The 21,179-nt window shown below is 60.1% G+C and carries 24 protein-coding genes and 1 tRNA gene; 12 read left to right on the forward strand and 13 right to left on the reverse strand.

Going from position 1 to position 21,179, the window contains the following annotated elements; all coding sequences use genetic code 11:
• Positions 1-13: 13 nt before the first annotated feature.
• The 9 genes from gspK to gpmA form a co-directional block, all read right to left on the reverse strand.
• The gene (gene gspK / locus ACQ4WN_RS10515) at positions 14-1,021 is read right to left on the reverse strand and encodes a type II secretion system minor pseudopilin GspK (protein ID WP_436551491.1); all 1,008 of its coding nucleotides are present in this window, start codon (positions 1,019-1,021) and stop codon (positions 14-16) included.
• Positions 1,018-1,641 carry a PulJ/GspJ family protein gene (locus ACQ4WN_RS10520; protein WP_436551492.1) on the reverse strand — a complete coding sequence of 208 codons (624 nt, stop codon included), beginning with the start codon at positions 1,639-1,641 and terminating at the stop codon, positions 1,018-1,020. Before ACQ4WN_RS10520 ends, gspK begins: the two co-directional genes overlap by 4 nt.
• Positions 1,641-2,021 (reverse strand): type II secretion system minor pseudopilin GspI, encoded by a 381-nt coding sequence (gspI, locus tag ACQ4WN_RS10525; RefSeq protein WP_289950767.1) that lies wholly within the window; start codon positions 2,019-2,021, stop codon positions 1,641-1,643. The genes ACQ4WN_RS10520 and gspI overlap by 1 nt, the downstream gene beginning before the upstream one ends.
• Positions 2,021-2,506, reverse strand: a complete 486-nt coding sequence (gene gspH / locus ACQ4WN_RS10530) for a type II secretion system minor pseudopilin GspH (RefSeq protein WP_436551493.1) — start codon at positions 2,504-2,506, stop codon at positions 2,021-2,023. The genes gspI and gspH overlap by 1 nt, the downstream gene beginning before the upstream one ends.
• 12 nt (positions 2,507-2,518) lie before the next feature.
• Positions 2,519-2,971 (reverse strand): type II secretion system major pseudopilin GspG, encoded by a 453-nt coding sequence (gene gspG / locus ACQ4WN_RS10535; RefSeq protein WP_436551494.1) that lies wholly within the window; start codon positions 2,969-2,971, stop codon positions 2,519-2,521.
• Between the two features lie 93 nt (positions 2,972-3,064).
• Complete coding sequence (locus ACQ4WN_RS10540) at positions 3,065-3,826, reverse strand: HesA/MoeB/ThiF family protein (protein ID WP_436551495.1); 762 nt, start codon at positions 3,824-3,826, stop codon at positions 3,065-3,067.
• A gap of 8 nt (positions 3,827-3,834) precedes the next feature.
• Entirely contained in the window at positions 3,835-5,328 is a 1,494-nt protein-coding gene (locus ACQ4WN_RS10545) for a S41 family peptidase (protein ID WP_436551496.1), read from the reverse strand.
• A 34-nt stretch (positions 5,329-5,362) separates the two neighbouring features.
• The gene (locus ACQ4WN_RS10550) at positions 5,363-6,832 is read right to left on the reverse strand and encodes a murein hydrolase activator EnvC family protein (RefSeq protein ID WP_436551614.1); all 1,470 of its coding nucleotides are present in this window, start codon (positions 6,830-6,832) and stop codon (positions 5,363-5,365) included.
• Between the two features lie 76 nt (positions 6,833-6,908).
• Positions 6,909-7,655, reverse strand: coding sequence for a 2,3-diphosphoglycerate-dependent phosphoglycerate mutase (gpmA, locus tag ACQ4WN_RS10555; RefSeq protein WP_070220895.1), 747 nt, complete (start codon positions 7,653-7,655; stop codon positions 6,909-6,911).
• 106 nt (positions 7,656-7,761) lie between these two features.
• On the opposite strand from gpmA, the gene ACQ4WN_RS10560 reads away from it, so the two are divergent.
• The 5 genes from ACQ4WN_RS10560 (at position 7,762) to ACQ4WN_RS10580 (ending at position 10,949) form a co-directional block, all read left to right on the forward strand.
• Entirely contained in the window at positions 7,762-8,178 is a 417-nt protein-coding gene (locus ACQ4WN_RS10560; RefSeq protein ID WP_436551497.1) for a rhodanese-like domain-containing protein, read from the forward strand.
• Between the two features lie 150 nt (positions 8,179-8,328).
• Entirely contained in the window at positions 8,329-8,595 is a 267-nt protein-coding gene (gene grxC / locus ACQ4WN_RS10565) for a glutaredoxin 3 (RefSeq protein ID WP_034783579.1), read from the forward strand.
• Positions 8,596-8,754: 159 nt separating this feature from the next.
• Entirely contained in the window at positions 8,755-9,228 is a 474-nt protein-coding gene (gene secB / locus ACQ4WN_RS10570; protein WP_010394167.1) for a protein-export chaperone SecB, read from the forward strand.
• Between the two features lie 182 nt (positions 9,229-9,410).
• Entirely contained in the window at positions 9,411-9,872 is a 462-nt protein-coding gene (locus ACQ4WN_RS10575; RefSeq protein WP_436551498.1) for an SH3 domain-containing protein, read from the forward strand.
• A 36-nt stretch (positions 9,873-9,908) separates the two neighbouring features.
• Positions 9,909-10,949 carry an NAD(P)H-dependent glycerol-3-phosphate dehydrogenase gene (locus ACQ4WN_RS10580; RefSeq protein WP_436551499.1) on the forward strand — a complete coding sequence of 347 codons (1,041 nt, stop codon included), beginning with the start codon at positions 9,909-9,911 and terminating at the stop codon, positions 10,947-10,949.
• Between the two features lie 152 nt (positions 10,950-11,101).
• Here ACQ4WN_RS10580 and ACQ4WN_RS10585 read toward each other — a convergent pair whose 3' ends face one another.
• From ACQ4WN_RS10585 to mscL, 4 genes are read right to left on the reverse strand one after another with little or no spacing between them, the layout of a single operon-like run.
• Complete coding sequence (locus ACQ4WN_RS10585; RefSeq protein ID WP_436551500.1) at positions 11,102-11,446, reverse strand: cupin domain-containing protein; 345 nt, start codon at positions 11,444-11,446, stop codon at positions 11,102-11,104.
• 15 nt (positions 11,447-11,461) lie between these two features.
• Positions 11,462-12,154 (reverse strand): DUF2461 domain-containing protein, encoded by a 693-nt coding sequence (locus ACQ4WN_RS10590; RefSeq protein ID WP_436551501.1) that lies wholly within the window; start codon positions 12,152-12,154, stop codon positions 11,462-11,464.
• Between the two features lie 21 nt (positions 12,155-12,175).
• Entirely contained in the window at positions 12,176-13,336 is a 1,161-nt protein-coding gene (locus tag ACQ4WN_RS10595) for a Do family serine endopeptidase (RefSeq protein ID WP_436551502.1), read from the reverse strand.
• A gap of 41 nt (positions 13,337-13,377) precedes the next feature.
• Positions 13,378-13,827: a large conductance mechanosensitive channel protein MscL gene (gene mscL / locus ACQ4WN_RS10600; RefSeq protein WP_436551503.1), complete on the reverse strand. Its 450-nt coding sequence runs from the start codon at positions 13,825-13,827 to the stop codon at positions 13,378-13,380.
• A gap of 413 nt (positions 13,828-14,240) precedes the next feature.
• Between mscL and petA the strand changes: the two genes are divergently transcribed.
• The 7 genes from petA (at position 14,241) to ACQ4WN_RS10635 (ending at position 20,861) form a co-directional block, all read left to right on the forward strand.
• Positions 14,241-14,849: a ubiquinol-cytochrome c reductase iron-sulfur subunit gene (gene petA, locus ACQ4WN_RS10605; RefSeq protein WP_096233250.1), complete on the forward strand. Its 609-nt coding sequence runs from the start codon at positions 14,241-14,243 to the stop codon at positions 14,847-14,849.
• Between the two features lie 2 nt (positions 14,850-14,851).
• Complete coding sequence (locus ACQ4WN_RS10610) at positions 14,852-16,264, forward strand: cytochrome b (RefSeq protein ID WP_436551504.1); 1,413 nt, start codon at positions 14,852-14,854, stop codon at positions 16,262-16,264.
• 32 nt (positions 16,265-16,296) lie between these two features.
• A complete protein-coding gene (locus tag ACQ4WN_RS10615) occupies positions 16,297-17,061 on the forward strand; it encodes a cytochrome c1 (RefSeq protein ID WP_436551505.1) in 765 nt (254 codons plus the stop codon).
• A gap of 120 nt (positions 17,062-17,181) precedes the next feature.
• Positions 17,182-17,793, forward strand: coding sequence for a glutathione S-transferase N-terminal domain-containing protein (locus ACQ4WN_RS10620; RefSeq protein ID WP_010394154.1), 612 nt, complete (start codon positions 17,182-17,184; stop codon positions 17,791-17,793).
• A gap of 153 nt (positions 17,794-17,946) precedes the next feature.
• Positions 17,947-18,459 carry a ClpXP protease specificity-enhancing factor gene (locus ACQ4WN_RS10625; protein WP_436551506.1) on the forward strand — a complete coding sequence of 171 codons (513 nt, stop codon included), beginning with the start codon at positions 17,947-17,949 and terminating at the stop codon, positions 18,457-18,459.
• Between the two features lie 26 nt (positions 18,460-18,485).
• Positions 18,486-18,561: transfer RNA gene (locus ACQ4WN_RS10630), tRNA-Thr, on the forward strand.
• A 1,212-nt stretch (positions 18,562-19,773) separates the two neighbouring features.
• Positions 19,774-20,861 (forward strand): IS3 family transposase gene (locus tag ACQ4WN_RS10635; protein WP_436551507.1). Its coding sequence is split into 2 segments (ribosomal slippage): positions 19,774-20,026 and positions 20,026-20,861, totalling 1,089 coding nucleotides; the frame shifts between segments, so codons are not numbered across the junction.
• Positions 20,862-21,179 lie beyond the last annotated feature (318 nt).

Consider the following 21,179-nt stretch of genomic DNA (forward strand, 5'->3'; position numbering starts at 1 on the left):
TCGCTTTCAGCTGTTAATTTTCCCGCAACCAGACCAGGCTGGTGGTGCACTTCGGATCCGTTTTTCGATTAACGAGCGCCACGGCATCGAGGGCCGCGCGGTCCAGCCGCACTCGGATGACGGTGAGGAAATAGCGGCTTTTCACATCGACTTCCACGCCAGCAATTACCGCCTTGTTATTGAGCTTGATATTATTTCGGAAATCTGGTCCATCGACAAACTTTTTACGTGGATTACTCAAGGTCAGTGCACTTGCCTCAGATACCGACATGTCGGTAATGGCCGCCAGCACCTCGGGCGACGCCGTATTCACGTTCACCGCCGTCATGTCCCCCACATTCAGTTTCGGCAGCACGATGATAAAGTCGCGCAGCTTCTCGATGGCTTGCGGCGTATAGCCGGGCACGGCCAGCAAATCATCGACCTGCGTGAACGCCACCGGTTCGCTGCCGCCGCCCGTACTGTTGGCCGGGGTCTTGCCATCGGGGGCACGCAGTTTCGGCCACGTGCGCACCACGGCATCGGCCGTGGCCTGCGCCAGGGAACTATCGAGCCGCAAGTTGGCCAGCAGCCGCTGGTAGGCCTGCACGTTGGGCTGACTGACCACGACCTCGCCCGCGGCGGTGACGATGGCCAGGTTGATAATATTAAACCGCGCCTGCGCATCAAGCGCGCGGCCCGAGACGGTGGCGTCGAACTTTTCCGTGTCGACTTTTTCGCGGTCCACATAATCGTCCAGCCGCGCTTCCTCGATGGGCGTGGCCCAGATCCCGTCCGCAGTTGTCAGAAAATTATTAGGATTCGAAAGACATTCCTGGCGCAACCAGAAGCGGGCGAAGTCGACCATGCCGCGCATGGCCCACTGCGTCTGCAGGCGCAAACGCTGGTTTTCCATCGAACGCACCTGCACCTGCTGCTGCCAGAACAGGCTGGCGACGACCGTGATGGCCAGCGCCGTCAGCAGCAGGGCTGTGATGACGGCTACGCCACGCTGGCGCGCAGGGAACTTGACGGGCTTCATCCCGGCCCCAATAGGAAGACTTTGGACAGGCCCGCATCCTGCCCCGGCATTTGCAAGGTCACTTCCAGGCCCGGCACTTGCGTGGAGATGGTGGCGCCGGCCGTCAGCACATTCCAGGCGCCATTGCTCCAGCCGCGCATGACCATGCTGTCGACGCCGCGCATCAGGGCCACGTCGGCGTTGGAGGTAACGGTATCGTCGCGCGCCGCCTGCCACAGGGTGTCGAGCACGGCCAGGTCGCGCGTGCCATTCGACTCGCGCCGTGTCAGCACGCCGCCGCGCAGACGGTAAGTGACCACTTGCAACTGCTGCGACTCCTGCTCCGACGCGGCCAGGCGCACCAGGGTCAGGCGGTCGGTCTCGGCGCTCAGGTTGGTGCGGCCATTCAGCAGGGTATTGCCCTGGCCGGCACCGGCCAGGTGGTCGCAATCGCTTTGCATCTGGGCAAACGCCAGTTGCATGCCACGCGCCTGCTCCAGCTGGCTGGTCAGCACTTCGCGCGAACGCATGATGCTGTCCAGGCCACGCCAGCCCAGCACGGCGACCATGGCCAGGATGCCGATCGCCACGAGCAGCTCGATCAGGGTGAAGCCCGCGGCGCAGTGATTGCGGCGCGCCATCAGTCGTTGAACGCCAGTAAAACCAGACGCACGATGCGCCGGGCCGGGTATTGCACGTCGTACACGTTGACGCGCACTTGCCGGATGCGGGGATTCGGCGTGGCCACCACCTCCTCTTCACAGATGAGTTTTAAATCGCCCTGTGGGCAGTCGACCGTGCGCTTGCCCGTCTGCGGGAAGGTTTTCGCCAGGCGCAGCCGCACCAGATGGTTTTCCGCCGACCAGGTGGCCATCATGGCGCTGCGCAAGCCATCGCTGTTCTGCGTCAGGCTGCCCACGGCGCGCAGCGAGGCGCCCAGGGCCGTGCCGACGATGACCAGGGCCACCAGTACTTCCAGCAAAGTGAAGCCGCGCGGGTGGCGGCGAAATGAGCGCCGCATCATTGCTCGACCGTGAAGTGGCCGATGCCGTCGGCGCGGATGGCCACGCTGCGCTCGCCGCTGGCCAGGGTCAGCACGAAAGGCTTGTCGACCGGTTCGCGGCCGAAGATGATGCGCAGTGGCTGGGCCACGCTGTTCGACGGCTGCACGCTGAGCAGCATGGGCGTGTTGGCAAACGCGCGCTCGCGCAACAAATCGTCCTGCGTCACGGGTTGCCACAGCTTTTCATTGAGCACCAGGAAACGGTATTGATTTTCGTCCGCCTCGAACGCCACCTGCCGGCTGCGCACGATGGCTTCATCGCGCGCCAGCTGCAGCAGCAGGGCGATGCGCTCGGCTTCCTTTTGCAAGGCTTGCTGGCCATTCGGCATGGCGTTCAGCGACACCAGGCCCAGGGTCACCCCGATGATGACCATCACCACCAGCAATTCGATCAGCGTGAAGCCGCGCTGGTGCAGCTGGCGACCGGTGGTCATGGCAGGCATGCAATGGAAAACTTACAGTTCCCAGGAGCCGATATCGGCATCGTCGCCGCTACCGCCTGGCTGGCCGTCGGCGCCCAGCGAAATCAGGTCGACTTCGCCTTTCACGCCCGGCGACAGGTACTGGTATGGGTTACCCCATGGATCTTTCGGCATCTTTTCCAGGTAGCCACCCGCCTTCCAGCCATTCGCGGCCGGTCCCGTGGTGGGTTTTTCGATCAGCGCCTGCAAGCCCTGCTCGGTGGTCGGGTAGCGCTGGTTATCCAGGCGATACAGTTTCAAGGCTTGCATCACGGTGGCGATGTCGACTTTCGCCGCCGCCACTTTCGACTCGCCCGTGCGGGCGATCAGCTTGGGCACCACCAGCGAAGCGAGGATGCCCATGATCACCACCACGACCATGATTTCGATCAAGGTGAAACCGCGCGCGCGGCGCTGGCGGGTCGGATGGTTTGCTGCGTTTTGCATAAGAAAGAGAGAAGAAGGTGAGTAATGAGTGCAGAGTATAAAGCGGAAATATGACAAAGCCTGTCATATGGGGAAAAATTTCTGCGCGGCTTCTCAGAGCGGCAAGACCACGTCACCGCAAACGGCGCAGCCGGGGTCGCGCGCCACCTGCATGCTGCTCCATTCCATGTGCAAGCCATCGAGCAGCAACAGCCGTCCCGCCAGTGATTCCCCGACGCCCATGATGAGTTTCAGCGCCTCGGCCGCCTGCATGGCGCCCACCACGCCCACCAGCGGCGCGAACACGCCCATGGTCGAGCACGCCTCATCCGTGAACTGCTGCTCGTGCGGAAACAGGCAGGAATAGCACGGCTGCGTGCCGGTGCGCGGGTCGAAGACGCTCACTTGCCCGTCGAAACGGATCACGGCGCCCGACACCAGCGGCACCCTGGCCGCCACGCAGGCGCGGTTGACGGCGTGGCGCGTGGCGAAGTTGTCGGTGCAGTCGAGCACCACCGTGCTGGAGCAGACCAGTTCGGCCAGGCGCGCACCGTCGAGGCGCTCTTGCAAGGCGACGATGTCAATCTCGGGATTGATGCCAGTCAAGGTTTCGCGCGCCGATGCCACTTTCGGCTGGCCCACGCGGGCCGTCGTGTGGGCGATCTGGCGCTGCAGGTTGGTCAGGTCGACCGTATCGTCATCGACCAGGGTCAGCTTGCCGACACCGCTGGCGGCCAAATACATGGCGGCCGGCGAGCCGAGCCCGCCCGCACCGATCACCAGCACATGCGCGTCGAGCAAGGCTTGCTGGCCTTCGATGCCGATCTCGTCTAGCAGGATATGGCGCGAATAGCGCAGCAGCTGATGGTCGTTCATGGCCACGACTACGGTTTTTGCACAGGGATTTTCTTGTCGTCCGCCTTGATGTCGGAAGCAATTTCCGGCTTGGCGCCGATCTTCTCGCCCTTCGCGTCGACCTTGGCCAGCTGCACCGGCAAGCCCTGGAAGTGGTTCAAGGCTTGTTGCAGCTGGAAGTCATCCTTGGCGCCGTATTCGAGCGGCTTGCGCTTTTTCGCCGTGGCGATCAGGCGCTGCTCTTCTTCCAGTTGATCCTGCATGCCTTCCATGGTCGGCTTGGCCGCTTCCGGCTTGCCATCGTTGCTGCTCAAGTGTTTTTCCAGGTCCGCCTCGCGCACGCGCAGGCTGTTCCAGCCATCGCCTTCGGCCGTTTCATCGACCAGCAAGTCGGGCACGATGCCGCGCGCCTGGATGGCGCGGCCTTTCGGCGTGTAGTAGCGGGCCGTGGTCAGCTTGACGGCCGTGTCGGCGGTGATCTGGCGCAAGGTTTGCACGGAACCCTTGCCGAACGTCTGCGTGCCGATGACGGTGGCGCGCTGGTAATCCTGCAAGGCGCCGGCGACGATTTCCGAGGCGGACGCGGAACCGGCATTGACCAGCACCACCAGCGGCACGGTTTTCAGCGCGGCCGGCAGCTTGGCCAGCGGGTCAGCCTTGGCGCCCGGTGGCGCATAGAATTCGCGGCGGCCATAAAACACTTGTTTCGATTCCGGCAACTGGCCCTTGGTGGAAACGATCACGGAATTACCCGGAAGGAATGCTGTCGCCACGCCGATGGCGCCCGGCACGACGCCACCGGGATCGTTGCGCAAGTCCAGCACCATGCCCTTGAGCTTGGGGTCTTGCGCATACAGCGCGTTGATCTTTTTGACCATGTCATCGACGGTCGGTTCCTGGAACTGGGCGATGCGCAGCCAGGCATAGCCAGGCGCGACCATCTTGGCCTTCACGCTTTGCACGCGGATTTCCTCGCGCACGATGGGGAAGACCAACGGCTTGCTTTCGCCCTTGCGCGACATGGTCAGCACCAGCTTGCTGCCGGGCTGGCCGCGCATCTTCTTGATGACGTCCTCCAGCTGCAAGCCTTTCAGCGGGATATTGTCGAGACGGGTGATCAGGTCGCCCGCCAGGATACCGGCCTTGGCGGCGGGGCTGTCCTCGATGGGCGAGACGACTTTCACGTAGCCGTCTTCCATGCTCACTTCGATGCCGATGCCGACAAACTTGCCCTGCACGCTTTCGCGCATTTCCTTGAAGGCATTCTTGTCGAGGTAGACAGAATGCGGGTCCAGCGACGACACCATGCCGGAAATGGCTTCCGTCAGGAGTTTCTTGTCTTCCACCTTCTCGACATAATCGGACTTGATCAGACCGAAGACGTCGGACAGCTGGCGCAGCTCGTCGAGCGGCAGCGGGGCATTCGTGATTTTCTGCGCCACGGCCGGGAACTGCAGCGACATGCCGATACCGGCCAGGACGCCCAGACCAATCAGGCCGATACTTTTGACTTTAATACCCATGTATTCTTCGCAATCTACAAATTCGCTGGGGAACTTAAAACTTCACCCAGGTGGCGGGGTCGAAGGCGCGGCCCTGATGGCGCAATTCAAAGTATAGCCCTGATTCCTCGTTGCCGCCGCTGTTGCCCGCGCTGGCAATGGCGTCGCCGCCCTTGACGGCATCGCCCACCCGTTTCAGCAAGGATTGGTTATTGCCATAAATACTCATGTACTGGCCGCCATGGTCGACGATGATCAAATTGCCGAAGCCGCGCAGCCAGTCGGAAAACACCACGCGGCCGCCGGCGATGGCGTGGATCTCGCTGCCTTCGCCCGTGCGGATGAACACGCCCTTCCAGCTGGGGCCGTCACCGCGCTTGCTGCCGAAGCGGGCGGCGATCTTGCCCGCCACGGGCGCGCGCAACTGCCCTTTCATGCTGGCAAAGGCGCCGGCCGGCGCGGCCGGGCCCAGGCTCGGGCGTTCCGGCTCCGGCTCCGGTTCCGGCTTGGGCTCGGGCTTGGGCGCCACCTTGGCTACTTGCGGCGGCTCGTCTTCATCGATCGGTTCCAGTTTCACAGGCGGCGGTGGCGGCGTCTGCGGCTTGATCTTGCCCGATTTGTTTTGTTGCTCTTTCGCCAGGCGTTCGCGTTCGGCCTGCGCCTGGGCGGCCTTGGCGCGCGCGGCCAGCAGGCGTTCGCGTTTTTCCGCCGCGATCTTGGCATCGGCGGCCGCTTTCGCGGCGGCGCGCTGCTCGGCCAGCAATTGCTGGCGTTTCTTTTCGGCCGCGGCAGCAGCAGCCTGCTCTTCGATCAGTTTCGCCAGCTTGTCGACCAGGTTGCCCATGCGCTGTTCGTCGCGCTCGACATTGCCCACTTCCTTGCGCTGCGCCACCAGGCGTTGCGACAAGCTCGTCAGCAGGGCGGCGCGGCGCGCCTTTTCCTGCACCAGCAGGGCCTTCTGGTCGCGCTCTTCCTGCGCGATTTCTTCCAGCTCATCCTTGGCGTTCTGCACGTCCGCCTGGTTTTTCTCGACCGCCAGCAAGTTGGCGCGCAAGGCTTCCAGCAGGCGCGCCTGCGCCTGTGACACATACGCCATCAGTTGCAAGTCGCGGTTGATGCGGTTCGGGTTGTCACCCGACAAGAGCAGCTTGATGCGGTCTTCGTTGCCGGCGACATATTGTTCACGCAGCAACTTTGACAGCTGCGTTTTCTGTTTCTCGACGGTGGCCGTCAGTTGCTGGTGCTCCTGCCCCAGCGCATTGAGTTTCACACCCGTCGCGCTTTGCTCCTGTGCCAGGTCGCGCAAGGCGCGGTTGGCGTTGGAAATGGCCTCTTCCGATTCGGCCAGAGTATCGGCCGCGTCATCCTTGGCGCTTTCCGTGCGGCTGATGTCGCGCTTGAGCGCCGTCAGCTTTTGTTGCAATCCAGCACGTTGTGCTTCCGCAGCCGCTTTCTGCTTGCTGCGTTCGGTGGGCTTGGCACCCTGTGCGGCACCGCTCGACAACAGCAGCGCTGCGCACAGCATGGCGCCGGCGCGCCACGCCGGCAGGGGTCGTTCAGCAGAGGGGGCGATCGCTGTGCCGCGGAAGAAAGACAACAAGTTACTTGGCCTTCCCTTGGTTCGCCACGGCCGCTTGCGCTGCCGCAATCGCTGCCGGGTCGCCCAGGTAGTAATGGCGAATCGGTTTCAGGTCGGCATCCAGTTCATACACGAGCGGCTGGCCGTTCGGAATGTTCAGGCCCACGATATCGCTGTCGCTGATGCCATCGAGCATCTTGATCAGCGCGCGCAGGCTGTTGCCGTGGGCCGAAATGATGATTTTCTTGCCAGCGCGGATGGCCGGGGCGATTTCTTCATCCCAGGCTGGCATCACGCGCGCCACGGTGTCCTTCAGGCATTCGGTCAGCGGAATCGATGCTTTCGGCAAGCCGGCATAGCGCGGGTCGTTGTATGAGGCGCGGTCGTCGTTCGCTTCCAGCGGCGGCGGCGGCGTGTCGTAGCTGCGGCGCCATACCAGTACTTGCTCGTCGCCATACTTGGCGGCCGTCTCTCCCTTGTCCAGGCCTTGCAGGGCGCCGTAGTGGCGCTCGTTCAAGCGCCAGTCGTTCTTGATCGGCAAATACATCATGTCCATCTCGTCGAGCGCCAGCCACAGGGTACGGATGGCGCGCTTCAGGACGGAAGTGTAGGCCACGTCGAACGTAAAACCTTCCTGCTTGAGGATCTGGCCGGCGGCCTTGGCTTCGTTGACGCCCTTTTCCGTCAGATCGACGTCGGTCCAGCCAGTGAAGCGGTTATCGAGGTTCCAGGTGGACTCGCCATGACGCATGAAAACGATTTTGTACATAGTTCTATCTTCTCAAGGGGTTCAAATCAAAAAAGCAAAACGTAAAAAGACCTCGTCCAGCTTCTATTTTATAATGCGCGGATTGACTTAAACCATTGGACCCTACGTGAAATTCATTATCGACCACATTTTTCTGTTTGCCATCGTCATTATTTCCGGCGGCGCCCTCCTCTGGCCATTGCTGTCGATGCGCGGCAAGCGCGCGACCGTGCTGGAAGTCACGCAACTGATCAACCGTGGCAAGACCATCATCGTCGACGTGCGCAGCGCGGAAGATTTCGCCACGGGCCACTTGCCTGACGCGAAAAACATGCCGCTGCCGGAACTGGCAAAACGCCTGGGCGAGCTGGAAAAATTCAAAACGCGCCCCATTGTAGTGGTTTGCCAGAAAGGTTCGCGTTCGGCAACGGCAGTCGGCCTGCTGGGTAAAGCCGGTTTCGCTGAGGCAACGAGCCTGGAAGGCGGACTCGACGAATGGAAAAAGCAAGGTTTGCCATTGAAAACCTTGTCGCTGGCCAAATAAGTCCGTATTACAACACCCAACAAAACCGTAGCGAGCGGATGGGAGTTGTGGTTGAGAAGCGCAACTGTGCGAAGGCACAGTGAGCATCGCAGACCGCAAATCACGACGCGCAGCAGGTTTGGTTCGGTGTTTTTAACTGAAGGAATCATCATGACCGTCCCAGTAATTGTGTATAGCACCGCCGTGTGCCCTTATTGCGTGCGCGCCGAGCGCTTGTTGGAAGCCAAGGGCGTGACCGTGCAAAAGATCCGCGTCGACCTCGACCCGGAAGAGCGCATCAAGATGATGGAACGCACGGGCCGCCGCACGGTGCCGCAAATCTATGTGGGCGACACCCACGTGGGCGGATTCGACGATTTGTATGCGCTCGATCAAGCTGGCAAGCTCGACCCCTTGTTAAATGGCACGGCAGCCTGATATAAAGCGGGTTCGAGAAATTGCTTGGTTTTTTGTCGTATTGTTTTGATACAATTGCCTCGCACCTGATCTGGCCGCGCCTATCCGGCGCGGTTTGAATACCGCAAGTACCATATCTGAACGGTGTGCCGTTCTTGTCCTTTACAACGAAAGCGTTCCATGTCTGACGAAAATCTGCAACCAGTCTTCCAAATCCAACGCGTCTACCTGAAAGACATGTCGCTGGAACAACCAAATTCCCCAGCTATTTTCCTGGAACAAGAAGCACCAGCCATCGAAGTCGCTCTGGACGTGGGCGCTGCGCCTCTGGCCGACGGCATCTTCGAAGCCACCGTGACCATCACCGTGACCGCCAAAGTCGGCGATAAGGTCGCTTTCCTGGTAGAAGGCAAGCAAGCCGGTATCTTCGAAGCACGCAACATTCCTGCCGATCAACTCGATCCGCTGCTGGGAATCGGCTGCCCGAACATCATCTACCCTTACCTGCGCGCCAACATCGCCGACGTGATCACCCGTGCAGGCTTCCCGCCAGTGCACCTGGCCGAGATCAACTTCGAAGTGTTCTACCAACAACGTCTGCAAGCTATTGCTGACGCCGCTGCCGCAGCACCAGCAGCCAGCGAAACGCACTAAGAACATCTCACCAAACCTGCTGCGCGGCGCGCCTGGCAAGCCGCGATGCTCGCTGTGCTCTAGCACAGCTGCGCTTCTCGGCCACAATGCACTGCCCCTCGCGACGGTTTTGTGAGTGCTCTATACTGCAGCTAAGAAACGGCGGCCTGGCCGCCGTGTTTCGTTAAGGTTCAAAAAATATCATGTTGAATAGTGCGCTCTTGAGCAAGTTCCGCTGGATGGCCGGCGCCGTGCTGCTGCTGGCCACCGCCGCCAGCCACGCCGTCGATTTCAAGACGGTGGGAGCCGCCCCCGTGATCCTGTACGACGCGCCGTCCGCCAAGGGCGGCAAGCTGTATGTGGCGCCACGCGGCATGCCGCTGGAAGTCGTGCTCAGCTACGGCGATTGGGTCAAGGTCCGCGATGCCAGCGGCGAAATGGCCTGGACCGAAGCCAAGGGCCTGTCGGCCAAGCGCACCGTCGTGGCGCGCGCCGCGAACCTGAAGGTACGCGCCAGCCCCGACGACACCGCCTCGCCCATCATCCTCGTCGACAAGGGCGTGCTGCTGGAAATGAGCGAGCAGCCCAGCTCCGGCTGGGTCAAGGTGCGGCACAAGGAAGGCCAGAGCGGCTACGTCAAGACCAGCGAAGTGTGGGGCCTGTAAGCACCGCGCCCGTTCCCCCTGCCCCGTTGAGGTTGCATGCAAGTTTCTCCTGAAGTCACTCCCGATATGATTCCCGCCGTCCGCAAGATCACCATCCTGGGTGCCGGCGCCTGGGGCACTGCCGTGGCCATGGCTTTGGCCAGCCGCCACGACGTGCTGCTGTGGGGCCGCAATAGCGATGCCATGGCCGCCATGGCCGCCAGCGGCGAAAACAGCTATCTGCCCGGTTTTACTTTGCCGCCGCAGCTGCGCATAGGCGCCGATTTCGACGCCGCCGTCGCGCATGCCAGCGGCGAACGGGGCCTCTTGATCGCTGCCTGTCCCGTGGCAGGCCTGCGGCCCCTGCTGCTGCAACTGAAAGACAAGGCCATCGGCAACCTGGTGTGGCTCTGTAAAGGCTTTGAAGGCGGCACGGGCCTGCTGCCGCACCAGATCGTGCAGGAAGTGCTGGGCGACATGGTCGCCGGCGGCGCCCTGTCCGGCCCCTCGTTCGCACAGGAAGTGGCGCGCGGCCTGCCGTGCGCGCTGACCATCGCCTCGCACAGTGCCGCCTTGCGCGGCGCCGTCGTCTCGGCCTTGCATGGCGGCACCATCCGCGTGTATGCGAGCGAAGACCTGGTGGGCGTGGAAGTGGGCGGCGCCGTCAAGAACGTGCTGGCGATTGCCACCGGCGTCGCTGACGGCCTGGGCCTGGGCTTGAATGCGCGCGCCGCACTGATCACGCGTGGCCTGGCGGAAATCACGCGCCTGGGCACGGCTCTGGGGGGCCAGACGGAAACGTTCATGGGCTTGACGGGCATGGGCGATTTGATCCTGACGTGCACGGGCGACCTGTCGCGCAACCGCCGGGTCGGACTGGGCCTGGCGCAAGGCAAGGCGCTGGCAACCATCGTGGCCGAACTCGGTCATGTGGCCGAAGGCGTACCCTGCGCGAAAGCCGTGCGCGAACTGGCACGCCGCATGGGCGTCGACATGCCGATCACCAACGCGGTAGCCGGCGTGCTGTTCGATGGCGACGTGCCGCACGTGATGGTGCAGCAGCTGCTGTCGCGCGATCCGCGCGCCGAGGCGGCCTGACCACGTGTACGAGTAATAACGCCTAACAAAACCGTCGCGAGCGGCAGTGAGTTGTGGCTGAGAAGCGGAACTGTGCGAATGCACGGGGACGCCGAGTCAGTGAGCATCGGAGGCCGCGACCCGCGCCGCGCAGTAGGTTTGGTTAGGTGTCCCTAGCGCCCCGCCTTGGCCATCAATATCGTCAGCAGCACCAGACTGTCTTCGCGCGCGGCCAGCGCATGCGCCTGGCCGCCGTGCAGGTACAGCATCTGCCCCGGCCCCAGCAACTGCTCCCCGCCATGCGCCGTCACCGCCACTTGCCCTTGCAGGCACAGCAGGGTGATTTCACCAAGCACATGATGCTCGGGCATGATCTTGCCCTTGGGCATGCACATGCGGATCAATCCCAGTTCGTCCGTCTTGGCCAGCGCGATGGCGGAAAACTGCGACAAGTCGTCGCCATTCCTGCGCAGCACCTCGATCACCTGCCCTGAACTTGCGTGCTCCAATGCCATCATGTGCTCCTTCAGCAATTACTCGGGGACTTCCTCCGGCTCTTTCGCGCCGCGCATCCACTCGACCAGCGGCCACGCATCCTGCAAGCCTTCCGCCAGGGTCAGCAGCAGTTTTTCCGGTTCGTTCACGGGCAGCGGCACTTCGGTCCAGACAAAAAAGCTCTTCAGCTTGATGAATTCGATATGTTCGACATCCGCCTCGAAACCCTTGGGCGGGCGCTGCAACTTGCCCTCGTTCTGGATGGTGCCGAAACGCGCCTTCAAGCGCTTATTTTTCAGCACTTTGGAAAAACCTGGCGCGTCGTTGACCATGTGTTCGCGCAGCGCCTTCAAGCGACCCGGTGGCGGCATGTATTCGCCGGCGCCGAACAACAAGTTACCCTGACCATCGATCTGCAGATAATACGTGGGGCCGCCCGCCTTGCTGGGACGGCGCATGTCATTCGGCGCGATGGCGGCCGAAAAACGCGTTTTATACGGGCTCTTGTCGTGCGCAAAACGCACGTCGCGGTTGATGCGAAATAAGGCCTTCTTCGGATTGCAGTACTTCACGGCCGGATCGAACTTGCCGAGTTCAGCAATGAGTGACGTCACCAGCGCGAGGAATTCTTCGCGCAGGATGTCGTAGCGGGGCTTGTTCATGACAAACCAGGGACGGTTGTTGTTGTCGCTCAGTTCACGTAAAAATTGGGTCAAATCACGCACATGCATGTGTCAAATTCCGATCAGCAACTATTTGGAAAGCTCTTTCGGGAGGGGGCGCTTGCCCACCATCACGTCGAGCGCCGCTTCGCGATTCTTGCGCAGCACCGTCATTTTAGCTTTTCCGCCGGGCGGCAGTTGGGCGATCAGGTTCAGCATTTCCGTCGTGTCGCCCACGGGCTTGCCTTCCACCGTCAGCAGGATGTCGCCAGGCACGATGCCTGCCTTGTCGGCCGGCCCGTTGCGCACCACACCGGCAATGATGGCCCCGCTTGAGCGCTGCAAGCCGAAGCTTTGCGCCAGCTCGGGCGTGATGTCCTGCGTTTCCACGCCGATCCAGCCGCGCACCACGTGGCCATCCTTGATGATGGCTTCCATCACCGTCTTGGCCGTCGAGACGGGAATGGCGAAGCCGATGCCGACCGAGCCGCCGCTTTGCGAATAGATCGCCGTGTTGATGCCGATCAAGTTGCCGCGCGTATCGACCAGGGCGCCGCCCGAGTTGCCGAAGTTGATGGCCGCATCCGTCTGGATGAAGTTTTCAAAGCTGTTGATATGCAGATTGTTGCGGCCCAGGGCGGAGATGATGCCCATGGTCACCGTCTGGCCCACGCCGAACGGGTTGCCGATGGCCAGCACCACGTCGCCCACGCGCGCCAGTTCCGACTGGCCCAGCACGATGACGGGCAGTTTGTCGAGGTCGATCTTGATCACGGCCAGGTCCGTTTCGGGATCCAGGCCCACGACCTTGGCCGGCGCCTTGCGGCCATCGGTGAGCACCACTTCGATTTCGTCGGCGGCTTCCACCACGTGGTTGTTGGTGAGAACATAGCCTTCATGGCTGACGATGACGCCCGAACCGAGGCTGTTTTTCAAGTTCTCGTCATCCTCGCCGTCCGGGTCGCGGTCGCCGAAGAAACGTTTGAAGAAGGGATCGCGCGCCAGAGGATGGGCGCCGCGCCTGGGCACTTGCAGAGTGAGGATATTGACGACGGCGGGCATGGCGCGCGCCGCCGCGTCGCGGTAGGAACCGGGCGCCAGGCTGCTGGACGCCGTTTCCACCACGGGCACCGGTTTCGCAGCAGAGCCCAGTTGCTGTACCCGGCTGGCCGGGCGCAGCGCGCCGTACACAAAGTACAGCGCCAACGCGATGGTCACGGTTTGTGCAAACAATAACCAGAATCGTCGCATAGCGTTCTCTGCCCAGGTCAGCCGGCCATTGCCGGAACGACTTATTTTGCCAGATTGTTGCTGTTGCGTGCGTTCTGCTGCAGGGAGTCGCGGATTTCACGCAGCAGCACGATGTCTTCCGGCGTGGCCGGCGCCGGGGCCGGCGCGACCGGTTCGCTGCGGCGGGCCTTGTTCATCAGGCGCACCATCTGGAAGATGATGAAGGCAAGAATGACAAAGTTGAGCAAAATGGTCAGGAAGTTACCGTAGGCCAGCACGGCGCCCGCCTTTTTCGCTTCCACCAGGGTCATCGTCGTGGCCTGGCCGTTCAGGGGCAGATAGTAATTGGCGAAATCGAGGCCGCCGAAAATGCGGCCGATAGGCGGCATGATCACGTCTTGCACCAGGGAATCGACAATCTTGCCGAAGGCGCCGCCGATAATGACACCGACCGCCAGATCGACGACGTTGCCTTTCATTGCAAATTCTTTAAATTCCGTCATCATTGCCATGAATTTCTCCTTCGGATATGTATAAAAAACATGCCGATCATACTATTGATTCCCGGTGCCACCAACTTATGGTTGTCGGCAGGACCAATTCGGGCACAGCCGGGCGCATCTAGTTCGAAAGAACTAGCCACCTCCTGCAAAAGTATATAAATTATGGTACAAGCAACGTTTTTGTTCTATTCGTTGTTTGCTTCACTTATAATTTGCGGTTGCCAGAAGTGGCTTTTTCACTTCCGGATAATCAACAAGAAACTGGCACGGGCTGCGCCATTGGCCGAAGTTCCGCAGGGATGTTGCCACTTTACCGTACAAAGATGCGGGTTGCGGCAATCAGTGGGAAAGAGCTTCGGCGACGGGTTTTTCGCGGCTGCCACTCATAATAAAGATTCGCATTTTGACTGATTGGGGTTTGCATGAGTAACGAAAAGCAGGTCGATTCAGGCCGTCGCGGCTTGCTCGTCGCCACGTGCGCGGCGGGCAGTGTAGTTGGATTGGCAACCGCAGGAGCCTTGGTAAGCACCTTCCAGCCGTCGGAGCGCGCGAAAGCGGCTGGCGCGCCGGTCGAAGTAGACATCACCACCTTGCAACCCGGCGAAATGCGCACCGTCGAATGGCGCGGCAAGCCGGTCTGGATTCTGAAGCGCACGCCGGAAATGATCGCGTCGCTCAAACAAACCGATGGCAAGGTCGCCGATGCCAAGTCCCAACGCAACCCCGACGAATTTACGCCACCGTACTGCATGAACGAGGCACGCTCGATCAAGCCTGAAATTCTCGTCGCCGTCGGCATCTGCACCCACCTGGGCTGCTCCCCTTCCTCGAAATTTACCCCCGGCCCGCAACCGTCGCTGCCCGATGACTGGGAAGGCGGCTTCCTGTGCCCTTGCCACGGCTCCACCTTCGACATGGCAGGCCGCGTGTTCAAGAACAAGCCGGCGCCGGACAACCTGCAAGTGCCGCGCCATATGTACCTGAGCGACACCAAATTGCTGATAGGTAAAGACGAGAAAGGCGAGGCTTGATCATGGCTGCTTTTAAAGAAACGAAATTCCCGGCAGACGCTCCCGTCGCCGAAAAAGCGCTGGGCTGGGTCGATGACCGCTTTCCCCTGACCAAGCTGTGGAATGACCAATGGGGCAAGTACTACGCCCCGAAAAACTTCAATTTCTGGTACATCTTCGGCTCGCTGGCCATGCTGGTGCTGGTCTTGCAGATCGTCACCGGCATCTTCCTGACCATGCACTACAAACCGGATGCGGCCCTGGCCTTCAATTCCGTCGAGTACATCATGCGCGAAGTACCGTGGGGCTGGCTGGTGCGCTACATGCACTCGACGGGCGCCTCGGCCTTCTTCATCATCGTCTACCTGCACATGACGCGCGCCCTGCTGTACGGCTCGTACCGCAAGCCACGTGAGTTGATCTGGCTGTTCGGTTTCGCCATCTTCCTGTGCCTGATGGCAGAAGCATTCTTCGGCTACCTGCTGCCATGGGGCCAGATGTCGTACTGGGGCGCACAAGTGATCGTCAACCTGTTTGGTGCCATCCCCTTCATCGGCCCTGACCTGTCGCTGTGGATACGCGGCGACTACGTTGTTTCCGACGCGACCCTGAACCGCTTCTTCGCCTTCCACGTGATCGCCATCCCGCTCGTATTGCTGGGCTTGGTTGCAGCGCACTTGATCGCCCTGCATGAAGTCGGCTCCAGCAACCCGGACGGCATCGAAGTGAAGGAAAACCTGGGCGCCGATGGCCACCCGCTCGATTCGATTCCTTCGCATCCTTACTACACCGTGCACGATCTGTTCGGCGTGTCGATCTTCCTCGTCATTTTCAGCGCCGTCGTGTTCTTCGCGCCGGAAATGGGCGGATACTTCCTGGAATACAACAACTTCCTGCCCGGCGATTCGCTGAAAACCCCGCTGCACATCGCGCCAACCTGGTACTTCACGCCGTTCTACTCGGTACTGCGTGCCACCACGGCCGACTTCATGTACGTGCTGATGGGTGTCGTGGCCGCCTACGTGGTGTTTATCTGGCTCAAGTCGCGCCTGCCGACGACCGTCAAGTCGGCCATCGCCGGCATCGCCATCGTCGCCATCATCGGCATGCTGCCGCAGGTGCTGGACGCGAAATTCTGGGGCGTGGTGTTCTTTGGCGGTTCCGTCGTGATCCTGGCCTTCCTGCCATGGTTAGATCATTCGCCCGTGAAATCGATCCGCTACCGTCCGGACTGGCACAAATATGTGTACGCCATCTTCGGCCTGTCGTTCCTGATCCTGGGCTACCTCGGTACCCAGGCGCCAACGGATACGAAAACCATCGTGTCGCAAGTGTGCACACTGATTTACTTCAGCTTTTTCCTGCTGATGCCATGGTGGAGTGCAATGGGCAAGTTCAAGACCGTGCCGTCGCGTGTGACGTTTCACCCGCACTAAGCCGCTCTCACGCCACGCTCAAAGGACCTTACATGAAATTTTCAAAAAAACTGCTCGCCATCCTGGCCTTCGTGCCTGTCATGGCTCTCGCCAGCGAAGGCGGCTTTCCGCTGGACAAGGCACCTGACCGCCAGACCAACATGGCAGCGCTGCAACATGGCGCCAAATTGTTCGTCAATTATTGCCTGAATTGCCACGCCGCCGTGTCGATGCGTTACAACCGCCTGCGCGACCTGGGCTTGACGGAAGTCCAGATCAAGCAGAATCTGTTGTTCTCCGGTGATAAAGTAGGCGACCTGATGACAACAAGCCTGGCACCGCAGGATGCCAAGGCCTTCTTTGGCGTCGTACCGCCGGATTTGTCGGTAATTTCGCGCGCGAAATCATCTTCCGCTGGCACAGGCGGCGACTACCTGTATACTTACCTGCGTACGTTCTATAAAGACGACACTCGGCCGACCGGCTGGAACAACATGGTCTTGCCGAATGTTGCCATGCCGCATGTATTATGGGAATTGCAAGGTGTCCAGACTGCCAAGTTCGTGGAAGAAAATGATCCGCACGAAGCTGGCAAGAAGATCCACAAATTTGCCGGCTTCGAGCAGGTCAAGCCAGGCACGTTAAACAAGATCGAGTATGACAATGCGGTAGCCGACCTGGTCGGCTACATGGAGTGGATGGCCGAACCGGCACAGCAAACACGCAAACGCCTGGGCGTGTGGGTGCTGCTGTTCCTGTCGGTATTTGCTCTGCTGGCATGGCGCCTTAACGCGTCGTTCTGGAAGGAAGTCAAATAAGTGAGGCGCCGGCCATAGGCCGGTTTATGCCTGTTTCTGCGTTGTCCGCATGAGTGGACAAGCGACCTGGGGTGAGCCGTTCGCGGCTTCACCCCCTTTGTTTCTAAGGAACTATAAAAAATGATGGTTCTCTATTCGGGTACAACCTGCCCATTTTCGCAACGCTGCCGCCTGGTCCTGTTTGAAAAAGGCATGGACTTCGAAGTGCGCGACGTCGACCTGTTCAACAAACCGGAAGACATCTCGACCATGAACCCGTATGGCCAAGTGCCTATCCTGGTCGAGCGCGAACTGATCCTGTATGAATCGAACATCATCAACGAGTACATCGATGAGCGCTTCCCGCATCCGCAACTGATGCCGGCCGATCCGCTGATGCGTGCCCGCGCGCGCCTGATGCTGTTCAATTTCGAAAAAGAACTGTTCGTGCACGTGCACGTGCTGGAAAGCGAACGCGCCAAGAGCAACGACAAGGCCCACGACAAGGCACGCGCGGAAATCCGCGACCGCCTGACGACCCTGGCGCCGCTGTTCCTGAAAAACAAGTACATGCTGGGCGACGAATTCTCGATGCTCGACGTGGCTGTCGCGCCGCTGCTGTGGCGCCTGGACCACTACGGCATCGAACTGTCGAAGACGGCTGCGCCGCTGATGAAATACGCTGAACGCATCTTCTCGCGTCCTGCGTACATCGAAGCGCTGACTCCTTCCGAAAAGGTCATGCGCCGTTAAGATATTCCCGGCAAGCCACGCTTGCCGGGGCATCTTGGGCCAACTGTCATTCTTTGCTCTTTTATTGAATTAGTTGTCCCATCGTTTCATTGAACTACCGGTGCGCCCGCCTCATGCCTGACGGGGGGGCGCTCCCGCCTCACAGTGCCTATCATGTCTGAAATCTCAACCAAACCTTATATGCTGCGCGCCATCTACGAATGGTGCACCGACAGCGGCTACACGCCTTATCTCGCGGTCAAAGTCGATTCGCGCACCACGGTACCGATGGAATACGTGAAAAAGGGCGAAATCGTGCTCAACATCAGCTTCGGCGCCACCAGCGGCCTGAAGATGGACAACGACGCCATCCGCTTCCACGCCCGCTTTGGCGGTGTCTCGCGCGAAATCTACGTGCCGGTCGACAACGTGATGGCCATCTACGCCAACGAAAACGGCCAGGGCATGGCCTTCGAGCCCGTGCTAGGCAACGATGACCCCGACGCGCAACCGACCGACAGCCCCGCCTCGACCGACGTACCGCCACCAGTACTCGCCCCGGTCTCCAGCGCCCCGGCCCTGTCCTCCGTGCCGACCAGTTCCCCCGAACAGCGCGACAACGCCACGCCCGGCGACGACGAGCCACCAAAAAAAGGCGGCCGCCCGACCCTGACACGCATTAAATAGCGTATAATTCGCAACGCGCAGTTTTTGCCGACTTAGCTCATTTGGTAGAGCAGTTGATTTGTAATCATCAGGTGGCCAGTTCGAAACCGGCAGTCGGCACCAATAAATTCAAGCACTTAGCCCAATCCTCAGGATTGGGCTTTTTGCTTTCTGGACGCCATGTAACCCCTGTGTAACCCGGCTTGATCAATCAAGCCAGACGGGCCAGCGACCTGTCGCACCATGCATAGGCGATCAAAGAGCCCAAACGGCTCTTATCGAATCATCGTATGTACAGGTGCGACGCCCTTCTCTCAAGCACCAAGAACGCGCCGGATAGCCTCTACCGGCCAGGCCAGCCGGCCGTTCACCCGAACCGGTCGCAGAGGTCCATTTTCGGCGGACGCCCATACCCGCAGTGTCTGCGGTTTTCTCCCCAAGTGGTAAGCAGCACATGCAGTATCGACATGTGTCCGCCGTTCCACGTCAAGCGGCATGAAGCCCTGCCAAGATTGAGAACTTGCCATCTGGTGTTGTACTGCTCGCGGTTGTTGCTGATCCATCCATCGCCTCGAAATTTGAGCGCCGAACAACAGGCCAACCTCAATGGTCAGCGCCACATTGTCCAGCACATGTCCGACAACGCCGGGGCACTGCCCCAGCCCAAGAATACTGTTCCGTATCGACGTCGCCCCTGACGCGCAGTCAATACCCAAACGCCTTTCCGCGCTTGCCCCCGCCCCACCCGGTTTCTAAAGTCGAGCACAATTCTCTTCCGGTCCTCCGCTTCGCACTACCTACAAAAACAGCTCATTGCTGGCGCAAAACCCGTTTTCCATATTCGGAGATGGCGCGGCAAACGTCGCCCCATCCATTTGGCTTGACTCATTTTTCAGGGCGGCCACTAGACTGACCTGAACCGGCGAAGAACTTTTGTGATGACGAGAACAGGCGCTGTTGATCATCTACAGCAAGCAAACTCTAAGGCAAAATTGAAGTCGTTTCGGGATGGTTCCCTTTTCGCGTATTTGCTGCAGCATCTGACGTACGCGACGTGTAGTAACTCCTAAAATCTGCGCAAGGTCAGCGGTAGATTTGCCGCTTAAATAGCGTGCGACCGCCAGCATCTCGGCCATGGTCGTCTCGTCCGACAGGAACGTTTTTTCTTCGCTATCGTCGGCAGCCGGTACAGTCCTATTTTCAATCAATGTGCGTGCTTGGGCGCCAATAATATCGTCACTGTCGAACGAGATTGCGAACGTGTGGTAATCCCCCCACCAAATGATCGCGTTTAAAAGTAGAATTTTCCAAACTCAGATTTTTTGAAAGTTCTGCATGAAGACGTCCCGTTTTACCGATAGCCAGATCATCGCCATCCTCAAGCAAGCCGAGGGCGGCTCGCCAGTCCCTGAACTGTGCCGCGAACACGGCATCAGCAACGCCACGTTCTACAAATGGCGCTCCAAGTTCGGCGGCATGGACGCCTCGCTGATGGCCCGCATGAAGGAGTTGGAGGACGAAAACCGGCGCCTGAAAAAGATGTATGCCGAGGAGCGTTTGAAAGCCGAGATCGTCGCGGAGGCCCTGACAAAAAAATGGTAGCGCCATCTCAGCGGCGGGAGATGGCGCAATGGGCCGTGGCCCAGCGTTCAGCCACCATAGGACTGGCCTGCCATGCGTTCGGCATCAGCCAGACCTGCTATCGCTATCGTGCCAAGCTCGACGCGGAAAATGCTGTTGTGGCTGACTGGCTGGTACGCCTGACCAACAACCAGCGCAACTGGGGCTTCGGCCTGTGCTTCCTGTATTTGCGCAACGTGAAGGGGTTTAAATGGAACCACAAGCGTGTCTACCGGATCTATCGTGAGCTGGAACTTAACCTGCGGATCAAGCCGCGACATCGCCTGGTGCGCGAAAAACCGCTGCCGCTGGCCGTGCCTGCACAAATCAACCAGACCTGGTCGATGGACTTCATGCACGACCAGCTGGCTGATGGCCGTAGCATCCGCTTGTTCAACGTGATTGACGATTACAACCGTGAGGGTCTCGGCATCGAGGTTGATTTCTCATTGCCGTCCGAACGCGTCATCCGCTCCCTCGACAGGATCATCGAATGGCGTGGCAAACCCCAAGTCATTCGCTGCGATAACGGCCCGGAGTACATCAGCGCTGTGACGTTGGCCTGGGCCGCCAAGCGCGGCATTCGCATCGACTTCATCCAGCCTGGCCAGCCGCAGCAGAACGCTTATGTCGAGCGCTATAACCGCACGGTGCGCTACGATTGGTTGGCCCATCACCTGTTTGAAACGCTCGATGAGATCCAGGATTTTGCAACCCGCTGGCTGTGGACTTACAATCATGACCGGCCCAATATGGCACTTGGCGGCATCACGCCAAAACAGAAGCTTGCCCTGGCCGCTTAACCTCTACTTTTAGCGCGCTCTAAAAATGGGGGGATTACCCATGATGCTACGCCCCTGTGCGATGTCGCTAACTTTTAAACTCAGTAAGTCGCAGCCGCGAAGCTTACTATCGATGGCAAGGGTCAGCGCACGAGGTTGTTGCTATCGGAGCAAGTAAGAGGTTTTGTTTGGCGCACTTAGATTTGAAGGCGGCGCGGACTGGTACCCAGCAGTATACAGGGGTACGTCTTCGGACCCGACGTTGTACGTTTAAATTCGCTTAACATCTCGTTTAATAGACCAGCTACTCAATAACCAGACGGGATGTCGAAGTAACGA

It is taken from the genome of Janthinobacterium pasteuri (assembly GCF_051380775.1).
GTDB lineage: Bacteria > Pseudomonadota > Gammaproteobacteria > Burkholderiales > Burkholderiaceae_D > Janthinobacterium.